Genomic DNA, 12388 nt, shown 5'->3' on the forward strand with positions numbered 1-12388 from the left:
ATGAAAAATAATGGGTAATTATTATATTACATTAATGTTGATTGATGTATAAGTATCTGTTATAATGAAAATATATTAAAAATCATAGTGTTGAAGAGGAAGAGTAGAGTAGAAACCATTCTCAGAGAATTTGGGTCTATGGCTGAGAGCCCATGTAACAGGTCTATTTGAAAACTACCTTGGAGCTGAGTTTATTAGCAGTATTTGTATTTATACTATATGTGAAAGTGCTCGGGTGACGACCTTATAGTCATCAAGAGGGTTGTATATACTTGTATACACCAACTTGGGTGGAACCGCGAATTAATATCGTCCCAAACATATTTGGGGCGATTTTTTATTACAAAAAATCTAAAAATTATTTCAATAAGGAGGAAAAAACAATGATTAAAGTTGCTTTAAAAGATGGCTCAATAAAAGAATTTGAAAGTGCTATTTCTGTTATGGATGTAGCAAAATCCATTAGCGAAGGATTAGCTAGAAATGTGGTAGCAGCATCTGTGAACGGAGAGGTTGTAGGTATGGACCACATTATAGATTCTGATTGTGACTTAAATTTATTTAAGTTTGAAGATAAAGAAGGTAAGGAAGTTTTTAGACATACATCAGCACATATATTAGCTCAAGCTATAAAGAGACTTTACCCAGAAGCAAAACTTGCTATAGGGCCAAGTATAGAAAATGGATTCTACTATGATATAGATTTAGACCATAGATTAGTTCCAGAAGACTTAGAAAAAATAGAAGCTGAAATGAAAAAAATAGCTAAAGAAGATTTAAAAATAGAAAGATTTGAACTTCCTAGAAATGAAGCTCTAGAGCTTATGAAAGAACAAGGAGAAGACTATAAGGTAGAACTTATATCTGATTTACCTGAAAGTGAAATAATATCTTTCTACAAGCAAGGTGATTTTACTGATTTATGTAGAGGACCACATTTACCATCTACTAAAAAAGTTAAAGCTGTTAAATTACAAAGTGTTGCAGGTGCATACTGGCGTGGCGATGAAAAAAATAAGATGCTTCAAAGAATCTATGGAACTTCTTTTGAGAAAAACAAAGATTTAGAAGAGTACTTACATTTATTAGAAGAAGCTAAAAAGAGAGACCATAGAAAACTAGGTAAAGAATTAGGATTATTTATGATACCTGAAGAAGGTCCTGGATTCCCTATGTTCTTACCAAAAGGTATGGAACTTAAAAATGAACTATTAAAATTCTGGAGAGAAATACACAGAAAAGCTGGATATATTGAAATAGAATCTCCTATTATATTAAATAGAAAATTATGGGAGACTTCAGGTCACTGGTATCATTACAAAGAAAATATGTATACAGTTAAAATAGATGATGAAGATTATGCTATAAAACCTATGAACTGTCCTGGAGGATTAATTTACTATAATTCTCAATTACACTCATATAGAGATTTCCCAATGAGAGTTGCAGAGCTTGGTAGAGTTCATAGACATGAGTTATCTGGTGCATTACAAGGATTAATGAGAGTTAGAGCATTCACTCAAGACGATTCACATATATTCATGTTGCCAGAGCAAATAAAGGATGAAATAAAAGGAGTAGCTAACCTAATAGATGGTATCTACAAAACTTTTGGATTTGAATATAACTTAGAGTTATCTACAAGACCAGAAGATTCTATGGGAAGCGAAGAAGAGTGGGAAGCAGCAGAAAATGGATTAAGAGAAGCTTTAGAAGAATTAGGTCTACCATATACTATAAATGAAGGTGATGGTGCATTCTATGGTCCTAAGATAGACTTCCATCTAAAAGACTGTTTAGGAAGAACTTGGCAATGTGGTACTATCCAATTAGATATGCAACTTCCAAGACAATTTGATAACACTTATATCGGACAAGATGGTGAAAAACATAGACCAGTTATGATTCATAGAGTTGCTTTTGGTAGTATAGAAAGATTTATAGGTATATTAATAGAGCATTATGCTGGTAAATTCCCAGTTTGGTTATCTCCAACTCAAGTTAAGATACTTCCTATATCTGATAAATTTATGGATTATGCAAATGAAGTTAAGAAAGAGTTATTTGATAAGGGTATAAGAGTTGAATTAGATGACAGAGCTGAAAAAATCGGATTTAAGATAAGAGAAGCTCAGCTTGAAAAAGTTCCATACATGTTAATAGTAGGTGAAAAAGAAGTTGAGGAGAATAATGTTTCTGTTAGATCAAGAGATAAAGGTGAAATAGGTAGCATTAAATTAGATGAATTTATAGCTAGTATTTCAAAAGAAATCGAATCAAGAGAAAGTATTATTCAAAACTAATATTTAAGATATTAATAGATAATATAAGTTTAATCGATATATCGATATGTAGAAATTAAACTTATGAAAAGATAAATATAATTAGAGGTACAGTTAATCATATTTTTATGATAGTGTACCTCTAATTTTTTTGTTGTAGGTTAAATGATGTATTCATATGTCTGTTAATTTAGAGATGTATAAAAGATGCTTAAATAATATATTTATATGTTTGCTAATTTAGAGATGTATAAAAGATGCTTAAATTAATGTATTTATATGTTTACATTAATTTAAATATATATAAAAGTTGTATAATTGTAAGTAAAGAGAGATATATAAAATTAAATAAAGTTAGTTTATGCAAATAAATTTGATATACCTATAGTTAACTTTGGAGGTGTGATATGAATACCACTATTTTGTTTTTTAATCAAATAAATGAAGATAGCTTTAATTTAGTTGGTGGGAAGGGGTTTAATCTTGGCAAAATGACTAAGAGAAACCTACCTGTACCAGAAGGATTCTGTATAACAACAGATGCCTTTTACAAGTTTATAGAACCATTAAAAGATAATGACTTATTTAAACAATTAGATAATGTAGATGTTGATGATTTAGAAAAAATTCAAGAATTGACTAGTAGTCTAAGAGATTTAATCATAGAAAAGTCACTTTCAGATAGTATAAAACAAAATATAAAAGAGGCCATAGAAAGCATTGGAGAAGATGATTTCTATGCAGTGCGTTCTAGTGCAACAGCAGAAGATTTGCCAGATATGTCTTTTGCAGGTCAACAAGATACATATTTAAATGTACATGGATTTGAAAACTTAATTGAAAATGTAAAATATTGTTGGGCATCACTTTATACTCAAAGGGCTGTAGTATATAGAAAGAAAAATAATTTGAATGAAGATAATGTATTAATTTCTGTAGTAGTTCAGAAAATGGTCGATTCACAAAAGTCAGGAATAATGTTTACTGCTGACCCCATTAACAATAACTATAATCATTTGACTATTGATGCAGGTTTTGGACTTGGTGAATCTTTGGTAGGGGGGTTAATAACTCCTGACTTGTACAAAGTAAATAAAAACGAAAATAAAATTATAGCAAAAGAAATAAATGCGAAGAAGTTAGCCATATACAGAAAAAATGATGGTGGTACAGAGCAAATATTACTTGATAAAAATAAACAGAAAGAACAAGTACTTTCAGAACGAGAGATTTATAATGTAGCACAATTAGGACATGAAATCGAGGAATACTATCAGACTCCACAAGATATAGAATGGGCAATTGATGAGAGTGGGAAAATATATATTTTGCAAAGTAGGATGATAACATCTCTATATCCTAGAGTCGAAAATAGTAATAGAAATGGAAAATCTCAGGTATATATATCAGCAAGTCATATTCAAGTAATGACAAAACCAATTAAACCTTTAGGTCTTGATATATTCAAAAGAGTAATGCCTTTTGATAGAGTCGAAGAAGGCAGTAACTTCAAGATAATGAGTCAAGCTGGAGGTAGACTCTATGCCAATTGTACAGAAATACTGAGATTACCAATAAGAGATAAGATAATCAAAGATTTAATGCCCAATGTAGACTATCTTGTAGCAAGTGCACTTGGAGAGTATATTGAAAAATATCCTTTAAAGAAAAAACTGCCTTCTAAAACTACATTAAAAATGGCAAAGAATTTAATAATACCTATCTTAAAAATATCAAAGCAAAATTATGCCTTTGATAAAAAACCAGATGCTCTTGCAAGTTTAGTGGAGTTGAAAGAAGAACTTATTGATGATGTGTATAGAAATATAAACAAGGGAAATGATTTATGTGAAAAGATTGTAATCGTGGAAGAGTTATTATCTGCTTTTATATTTAAGTTAGCAAAGCAACTTATACCAAATGTAGCTCCAGGAATTTTAAGTGATAGAAAACTTAGAAATATGCTTGAAGAATTAGATTTATTGTACTTAGAAGATAGTTTTGTAAGTGGACTAGAAGGAAATATTACTACTGAGATGGGATTAAGAGTAGGTGATTTAGCTGATTTAATAAGGGATAATCTAAAAGAGATTGATATATTAAATAAAAATCCTAAAGATGCTCATTTATTGCTTTTAAAAAATGCTAGTGATGAATTAAAGAGTGAGTTAAGTGATTTTTTAAGACAATTTGGTATGAGAGGAATTGGAGAAATAGATATAACAAATCCTCGTTATCAAGAAGATTTCACTCCAATAAGTATGTCTATATTGAATAATATAAATACATTGGAAAAAAATGAACATAGAGAAAACTATCAAAGATTGATTGAAAAATCGAGTGAAAGTGAACGATTAATTTTGGAAGCTTATGAGAAGATAGGTAAAGATGATTTAGTCAAAAAAGTTAAGAATCATCTAAATAATATAAAGACTTTCTTGCCTTTACGTGAATATGGAAAATATATTATAGTTGGTGTATTTAATGAAGTAAGAAAAGTAATTGATGAAGTAGGGGATAAATTAGAAAAGGATAATTTACTTGATAATAGATATGATATATTTTATCTAAACCTTGATGAAATATATCAAGCATTAACTGAAAAAGTAAATTTCAAAGAAAGTATACAATGCAGAAAAATAGAGTATGATAAATATGAAAAACTGAATCCACCAAGGGTAATTACAAATGAAGGAGAGATATTCTCTGGGAGTTATTCAAAAGAGGGGGTACCAGAAGGAGCATTTGTTGGTATGCCAGTATCAGCAGGTATCTATGAAGGATATGCAAGAGTTATATTGAATCCAAATAACGACAGTTTACAAAAGAATGAGATTTTGGTGACTAAATTTACAGACCCTGGTTGGACGCCACTTTTTGTAAATGCGAAGGGGTTAGTACTTGAAGTTGGAGGGCTTATGACTCATGGTGCAATAGTATCTCGTGAGTATGGTATACCTGCTTTGGTGGGAGTGGAAGATGCTACAAGTCTGATTAAAACAGGAGATTATTTGAGAATAGATGCATATAAAGGATATGTTGAGATTATATGTAAATAGAGTGGACTTAGTAGAGTATTATAGGAGAGATGTTTACTAGTGAAAATGAATGAGGCAATATAAAATTATGATATATAAAAACACTTCTAGGAGTATTTGATTTATCAATAAATAATAAATCTACTATAGAAGTGTTTTGATTTTAATAATAAAAGTGTTTTTGTCATAATAATAAAAATATTTTGGTTGTAATAATCATTTTATCTAATTCTTGTTTTTTAGAATAGTAAAATTTCCACTTGTAGCACTTACATAGAAATTTGTAGCCCCATTTTTATAAGTGTATAAATCATCGTGACGATTCAATTCAAAGTCACTATTTAAAGAACTAGAAATCTTATCAAAGCTTAAAGTGAATCCTGGATTATCAGGAATAGACAAATCAATATTGGCAGAAGTAGTCTCACAGTTTAGAGAAGACAACATTTTGTTAGATATAATTTTTACATCACCTGAAGTTGATTCTGCTTTAATATCAGAAAGTGTTCCAGATACATCCATTCGTCCAGAAACTGTACTACAGACAAGGCTTTTATTATTTATATCTTTTAAATTTATATCACCACTAGTTGTATCTAAATTTAAACTATCAATTTTGCCAGAAAGTTGTATTCTGCCAGATGTTGATGTAAATGTGGCGTCTTTACTATCTAGTTTTGTTATATCAATATCACCACTAGTTGTGTCTAAGTTTACTTTATTAATATTACCAGAAAGCTCTATTATGCCTGAAACCGTGCTAGCTTCCATTATATTACCTTTTATGTAAGTACTATATATATCTGCTGAAGTAGTAGATAAATTTATTTTATCATAAAGCTTATTAGGCAAATATAGTTCAAGTATTGTTGGTTTTGGAAGATTAACTCCAATAAAGAATTTCTTTGCTGAATTATCATCTATAGAAAGAGAATTTCCATCAACCTTTATCTTCGCAAGTTTTTTCTTTGAAAAATTAGAAGGAGTTTTTTGAATTAATTTGATTTTATTAGAATCACTTTTCTTAATTCTAACTTCACCTGAAATCCAGTCAACATTAATATCGTTTATTTTATCTGAAAAACTTTCATTTTTAGCTACTATATACTTATCATAGTTGTATTTAGAATGTAAATTATTAAAAGAAAGATTAAAAGAATGCGAGAATATGTTTCCTATAAGAAGAAGGATAAATACTATAGAAAGTGATATTGCAACGATACTCCATACTAAAATCTTTGTTTTTATGAGTTTTTTATTCATGTTTATTATCCTCCTTTGATTCACTTAGTTGTATTATTCCTTTAATAATCTCAACACCAGCAGAACCTATTATAAATAGTATCCATGAAAAAGACCAAATATTAAATAGCATGCTTGTGATTAGATATATAGCAACTATTATAATCCAATATGCACTAATAAATGATTTGTAAGCTGGATTTATATCATCATAATTTGTTTTAAATTCTTTAAATTCTTTTGTTGAAGTATCATTATATAGAGCATAGTTTGGTTTTGTCATTTGATTATAAACTAGTAGCCCTACTCCAATTGCTATTAATATAAGCATTAAAAGAATCCCTAGAGTTGGCTCTATACCAAAGCTCACAATTGAGACTACAAACAAGAAAGGGCTTACTATAAAAAGAGCAATTGCTATTGATGCTCTTAAGGCTCTTTTCTTTTTTTCCTCAATTAATTCAGAAGGTACAAAATATGGTTCTTTAACACTTTCAATTAACTCAGATAAATCTCCAATTCCTGAGATTACTGAATTATATGCTTCTTGTTCTGTTTTACCATCTTGTATTTGGTCGTTGTATTTCTCTTTTAGATTTTCAAATAATTCATCTTTAAGTTCTCTGACTTTTTTTGTTTCATTAATTCCTGTAAAGCTATTATCAATATAAGTACGTATTTTATCTAACATATTTTCACCTCCTAAATTAATATGTCTATTAGTGCTTTTGTATTATCCCATTCTTCATGGCTTTTTATATATTTTTCTCTGCCTATGTTTGTTATAGAATAATATTTTCTTCTAGCTCCAGTAGCTTCATCTCCCCAATAAGAGGTTATTGCACCAGACTGCTCAAGTCTACGAAACGCTGTATATAGAGTGGCTTCTTTTAACTCGTACAATCCATTGGTCTTTTCAAGTATAGATTTATTAATCTCATAACCATAACTGTCTTTTTCAAGTAAATGTTTTAAGATAATTGTTTCTGTATGACCTCTTATCATGTCAGATGCGATTGTCATGAACATCACCTCCGATTAAATATATAATACTTTGATATACCTCGCCTGTCAAGGTATATCATGAGAAAAAATATTTCATAGTGTTATTATAAGATTATAAGAGTTTATATGAAAATAATGTAAAAGTTTTATGGATAATATATTTTATATTTAGTTTTAGATAAATTTATATAGTTATTATGTTAAAAAATGATAAAAAGTCTAATTTAATTTAGCAAAATAAGTGATATAATTAAAAAAGAAAAGAAATATGGATTTATTTGGAATAATTTTGACAATCTATTTACTACACGTGTAGAGTCGTATATAATTAAATTATACGTAAAATATAAAAAATAATTTATCAATACGTTAGGAGAAAGTATTATGATAAAGTCAGGCTTATTTTGGAATATTTTCATTATGATATCCTTTATAATAGAATGGTTTCTTTGTAAGAAAATGCTAGATTATACAAGTGAGCAAAAAATTTCTAATAGAAAAATAAATATATACATGGGTAGCATTATTATTTTTGCTAATATAATTTATTTTTTTGATGTATCTCCAGATATAAGAGTAATTATATCTGTGGTGTTTACTGTCGTATTTTACAAAATCTCATATGATGTGAGGTTTATGAAGTCTATATTAATATCCTTAATTTACTGGATGTTATTAATTGCTACAGATGCTTTAAGTATATCTTTAACAGTTTGGCTTAATTCTATAGATGATATGAGTAAGATGGCAACAGGTTATATATACAGAATTGAGTCCATGGTATCTGGAAAGATGCTTTTGATTTTAGCTTTATTTTTATACAGAACATTAAAGATAAAATTGAATATAGAAATAAATAAAAAGACATTCTCTTATATAATCATCCCAATAGTCGCTAATATAGCATCTTTTTTTATTATTTTTAAATACATATTTAATTCAAAGTCTGGTAGTGGAATGCATAATAGTCAATTTGTTATGATTTCTGTTGTACTGCTTATATCAAGTATTATTTTAATCTTAATTGCTAAGAAGTTACAGCAATATAATACTTTAATGGTAGAAAATAATATGATTAAAAACGTTTTAAAATCTGAAAGTGAGTATTATGAAGATATAGAAAAGAAATATCTAAAGACTAGATTATTAAGTCATGACATGAAAAATCATTTATTGTGTATAAATGCCATGATTAAAAAAGGTATTGATGTTACTTCATATTTAGATAATCTACAAGGAGAGATTCATGGTAATGACTTATTTTTTAATACTGGTAATTTCATATTAGATAGTATATTAAGTGAAAAGAAAGAAATCTGTGATAAAAATGATATAGAACTAAGAACAGGAATAAATTTTAGTCATTGTGAGGCTATTGAATTAGTAGATGTATGTCATATATTCTCTAATATTTTAGATAATGCGATTGAAGCATATAACAAAATAGATAGTGGTAATAGAAAGATTTGTATTAAAGGCGATGTCATGCAAAATTTTTATCTAATAAGAGTGGAAAATACTAAAGTAAATGAGATTATTACTAAAAATGGAGATATTGTGACAGATAAAACAGGTCCTTTTCATGGTTTTGGAATAAGAAGTATAAAAAACTCTGTAAACAAGTATGGTGGTAATGTTGTAATTGAATATGATGATGACAAATTTGTAGTTAAAATTGCTATACCACTTAAAAATGTGAAAAAGGTAGTCAATCATGTAATTTAATGTATACAGGTAAAGTCTATAATTATGTGTACATATTGAAATTATTTATTATTTATCAAAATTTTTCAAAGTTGGGATATTATACATATTATAAATGGGGCATATTAATAAGCTTAAGATAGTAAGCTTTTTATTGTGATAAATAAAAAAAGAAGTTGCATCAAAAATAGAAAAACTCTTTAAAGATGTAACTTCTATGGTATATGTATGAGAGGCTATATCGCCATTTCTGGGATTAAGCTTCTCATAGCTTCTATAGTTGTTTGAATAAGCTTATCAAGTTCCCAGCCAAGCATTTCTGCACCACTTCTTATAACATCTCGAGAACAGCCAGCAGCAAATGACTTATCTTTAAATTTCTTTTTAACAGATTTCAATTCTAAATCAGAAACACTCTTTGAAGGACGCATTATTGCAGCGGCACCAATTAAACCAGTAAGTTCATCTACAGCAAATAATACCTTTTCCATAAACTGTTCTGGCTTGACATCTGAGCCAGTTAGTCCATATCCATGACTTACAGTAGAATCGATTATAGATTTATCTAAATCAAGCTCTGTCATTAATTCTCTTTGCTTAACACAATGTTCATCAGGATACATTTCAAAATCTAAGTCATGTAAAAGTCCAACTACTTCCCAAAATTCTACTCTCTCAGGGTCGTATTCTTTTGCATAGTATCTCATAACTCCAGATACGATTTGAGCGTGTCTTATATGAAATTCTTCCTTATTGTATTTTTTTAGTATTTCCCATGCTTGTTCTATATTTGGCATGTAACTCATTTTTATCACTCCTCTAGCTGAATATTTTGAATTTTTATAAAGTTTATTTTCCATTGATTATATCAATCAATTTCCAATACGTCAACACACTGATACACAATTTTGCATGTGAATTCAGAAATTAGTGAAAATTGAATTTTTATGTCTGGTTTTTAGGTCTAAAACCTTTCTATTTAAATTCTGAGTATCTAAATTTTTTCATTCTGTAATGTTATTTTCGATATAAACGCTATAAGTAATGTAATAAATCCTACTCCTATTATAATAATATACACTCTATCCGATAATAAATCGAAAAGTCTACCATATATAACCTGCCCAATAGGCATTGCGACAGATGTTCCTGCAAAAAGAATAGCCATAACTTTTCCTAGCAGTTCATTTGGAGTTTTTAATTGTATGATTGTTATAGCATATATTGAGATAAGAGTCGTTGTAAAAAATATTAGCATAGAGGATATAATAAAGATTAAAAATGGAACTGGAAATCCTGTATTTAATATAAATGGATAGACTGAAAATGCCATTGGTATAAATATAAGTGCACATATGATGAAACAAATATGTAAGTTGGTTATTTTCAGATGCTTTGAGAAAATACCAATACTCACAGCAGCTATTAACGAACTAAAAGAGATTGCTCCTTCTGCTACACCATATAGAAAGTTATTAGATTCCATAGTTATTTTTACTATATAGGGGATACCTACGATTAGCATAGAACTTAAAACTAGATTTATTGCCATTGCTAAAAAGAGTATTTTTAATGTAAATCTATTTTCCTTACATATATGGATAATACCATCTTTTATATCAATAAATATAGTTTTTATAATGTTGCCAGTTTGTTCTTGTTTAACAAAAGGAATCTGTATAAATATCTCCATAATTGCAGATAGAAAGAAACTTATACAACTGATAACGACAATTGCATTGATACCAAGGATACTATACAAAACACCTCCTAATACAGGACCTGCTATATTTGTAAGAGAGGCAACTCCAGCTACGATACCATTTGCATTTATTAAATGTTCATTATCTACTAAAATGGGTGTACTTGACTGAACTGTTGGTTGATACATTGTGCTTATGACTGAAAGTATGGTCATAATAATTCCTATAAGTAGTATTGAACCATTATCATTAAATAAGAAGAGTGATAAGATTAGTACTGCAACACTACTTGAAAAATCGAAAATAACCATTAAGTTTCTTCTGTTGAATATATCTGCAATAGCCCCACCAATAGGGGAGAATACTACAATTGGGATTGAAGATACTGCGAGTATCGTAGCAAATATTTCTGCCTTACCAGTCATATCAAGTATGTAGAGAGATAAAGCAAACTTGAGTATTGATGCACCAAATAATGAAATTATTTGACCCAATACCATTAAGTTAAAATTTTTATTAAAAGTATTTAATGATTTTACCATATATATACCTACCTATCTAAGATTATTAAAATATTTATAATGATTGCTATGACAGCAATGACTATAAGGAAGTTTTTTCTTGTTTTAATCCCTAATATTATTATAAATGCAGAAAATATTATAGATAAGATAGAGTAGAATGGCATGAGTTCGCTGCTAGGGTCTACTAGTTTTGTGTGGATATTTAGTTTATCATTTATTTTGTAAATAATATCATTTAGTTTTTGTATTAATTCAATCATATTACCCCTCCTAGTTATAAAGAAATGTTTAGAAAATTTATTTTAAATTATTACTCAAGTATGTGTTCTACAAGATTGTCTACCATAAAATCAAATACTTCAATGTAGTTATATCCAATATCTTCTTTTAGCAATAGACTTGAAAGTAGGGCATTGCAAACACCAAAGGCTTTTTCTTTCTCTATTTTTAATTTGAGATTGTATCTTTCAATTAAGTTGTAAAAACTTTGTACATTATTATATTCAAGTTGCGAAAGCATCTCTTTAGGCATCTTATTTAATAAAGAGATGTAATCAGCATTGTTTGGTGAATATAAGAATGGGTTTTTATCATATAATCGGTATAACATCTTCAAGGCTTTTGCAAAACCCTCTTTTTGAGGCATGTTACTTAAAATTTCATCTACTGATGATATAAGTTTGTTTTGAATTTCATTTAATACTTCAAAAAATAGCTTTTCTTTTGAATCAAAGAATGTGTAAAATGAACCCTTTGCAATTCCTGATTTCGAACAAAGTTCGTCAATGTTAGTTTTTTTGTATCCATATTTAGACCAGTGAATTTCACATTCTGAAATTAATCTTTTTCTAATATTATTTTTTTCTATTTCTGTAAAGCTTTTAGCCATA

10 protein-coding genes and 1 other annotated feature are annotated in these 12388 nt (G+C 28.5%); of the genes, 3 read left to right on the forward strand and 7 right to left on the reverse strand.

Annotated features, from left to right (window positions below):
• Positions 1-81: 81 nt before the first annotated feature.
• Positions 82-320: a binding site (T-box leader), on the forward strand.
• 63 nt (positions 321-383) lie between these two features.
• Entirely contained in the window at positions 384-2303 is a 1920-nt protein-coding gene (gene thrS, locus KGF38_RS04455) for a threonine--tRNA ligase (protein ID WP_054269095.1), read from the forward strand.
• A gap of 386 nt (positions 2304-2689) precedes the next feature.
• On the forward strand, positions 2690-5341 hold the full coding sequence (locus KGF38_RS04460; RefSeq protein WP_074179072.1) for a phosphoenolpyruvate synthase: 2652 nt from the start codon (positions 2690-2692) through the stop codon (positions 5339-5341).
• Positions 5342-5545: 204 nt separating this feature from the next.
• Here KGF38_RS04460 and KGF38_RS04465 read toward each other — a convergent pair whose 3' ends face one another.
• The 3 genes from KGF38_RS04465 to KGF38_RS04475 are packed head-to-tail and all read right to left on the reverse strand — an operon-like array spanning position 5546 to position 7585.
• A complete protein-coding gene (locus KGF38_RS04465; RefSeq protein WP_074179073.1) occupies positions 5546-6583 on the reverse strand; it encodes a DUF4097 family beta strand repeat-containing protein in 1038 nt (345 codons plus the stop codon).
• Positions 6576-7253, reverse strand: a complete 678-nt coding sequence (locus KGF38_RS04470; protein WP_074179074.1) for a permease prefix domain 1-containing protein — start codon at positions 7251-7253, stop codon at positions 6576-6578. The genes KGF38_RS04465 and KGF38_RS04470 overlap by 8 nt, the downstream gene beginning before the upstream one ends.
• Positions 7254-7264: 11 nt before the next feature.
• Positions 7265-7585, reverse strand: coding sequence for a PadR family transcriptional regulator (locus KGF38_RS04475; RefSeq protein ID WP_054269099.1), 321 nt, complete (start codon positions 7583-7585; stop codon positions 7265-7267).
• A gap of 366 nt (positions 7586-7951) precedes the next feature.
• Here KGF38_RS04475 and KGF38_RS04480 point away from each other — a divergent pair, with 366 nt between their 5' ends.
• Entirely contained in the window at positions 7952-9292 is a 1341-nt protein-coding gene (locus KGF38_RS04480; protein ID WP_227832230.1) for a sensor histidine kinase, read from the forward strand.
• Positions 9293-9507: 215 nt separating this feature from the next.
• Here KGF38_RS04480 and KGF38_RS04485 read toward each other — a convergent pair whose 3' ends face one another.
• The 4 genes from KGF38_RS04485 to KGF38_RS04500 form a co-directional block, all read right to left on the reverse strand.
• Positions 9508-10077, reverse strand: a complete 570-nt coding sequence (locus KGF38_RS04485; RefSeq protein WP_054269101.1) for a hypothetical protein — start codon at positions 10075-10077, stop codon at positions 9508-9510.
• A 188-nt stretch (positions 10078-10265) separates the two neighbouring features.
• On the reverse strand, positions 10266-11516 hold the full coding sequence (locus KGF38_RS04490) for an MFS transporter (protein WP_074179076.1): 1251 nt from the start codon (positions 11514-11516) through the stop codon (positions 10266-10268).
• A gap of 8 nt (positions 11517-11524) precedes the next feature.
• On the reverse strand, positions 11525-11758 hold the full coding sequence (locus KGF38_RS04495) for a hypothetical protein (RefSeq protein WP_054269103.1): 234 nt from the start codon (positions 11756-11758) through the stop codon (positions 11525-11527).
• A gap of 50 nt (positions 11759-11808) precedes the next feature.
• Positions 11809-12387, reverse strand: coding sequence for a TetR/AcrR family transcriptional regulator (locus tag KGF38_RS04500; RefSeq protein ID WP_167639742.1), 579 nt, complete (start codon positions 12385-12387; stop codon positions 11809-11811).
• Position 12388: the final 1 nt, after the last annotated feature.

The sequence above is a fragment of the Clostridioides sp. ZZV14-6387 genome (assembly GCF_020657835.1).
GTDB classification, from domain to species: Bacteria; Bacillota; Clostridia; order Peptostreptococcales; family Peptostreptococcaceae; genus Clostridioides; species Clostridioides difficile_A.

Excerpts from the sequence above, each read along its gene's own strand:
- KGF38_RS04475 (WP_054269099.1), bottom strand. The coding sequence starts at position 7,585 with ATGACAATCGCATCTGACATGATAAGAGGTCATACAGAAACAATTATC.
- KGF38_RS04460 (WP_074179072.1), top strand. The coding sequence starts at position 2,690 with ATGAATACCACTATTTTGTTTTTTAATCAAATAAATGAAGATAGCTTT.
- KGF38_RS04490 (WP_074179076.1), bottom strand. The coding sequence starts at position 11,516 with ATGGTAAAATCATTAAATACTTTTAATAAAAATTTTAACTTAATGGTA.
- KGF38_RS04470 (WP_074179074.1), bottom strand. The coding sequence starts at position 7,253 with ATGTTAGATAAAATACGTACTTATATTGATAATAGCTTTACAGGAATT.
- thrS (WP_054269095.1), top strand. The coding sequence starts at position 384 with ATGATTAAAGTTGCTTTAAAAGATGGCTCAATAAAAGAATTTGAAAGT.
- KGF38_RS04465 (WP_074179073.1), bottom strand. The coding sequence starts at position 6,583 with ATGAATAAAAAACTCATAAAAACAAAGATTTTAGTATGGAGTATCGTT.
- KGF38_RS04500 (WP_167639742.1), bottom strand. The coding sequence starts at position 12,387 with ATGGCTAAAAGCTTTACAGAAATAGAAAAAAATAATATTAGAAAAAGA.
- KGF38_RS04485 (WP_054269101.1), bottom strand. The coding sequence starts at position 10,077 with ATGAGTTACATGCCAAATATAGAACAAGCATGGGAAATACTAAAAAAA.
- KGF38_RS04495 (WP_054269103.1), bottom strand. The coding sequence starts at position 11,758 with ATGATTGAATTAATACAAAAACTAAATGATATTATTTACAAAATAAAT.
- KGF38_RS04480 (WP_227832230.1), top strand. The coding sequence starts at position 7,952 with ATGATAAAGTCAGGCTTATTTTGGAATATTTTCATTATGATATCCTTT.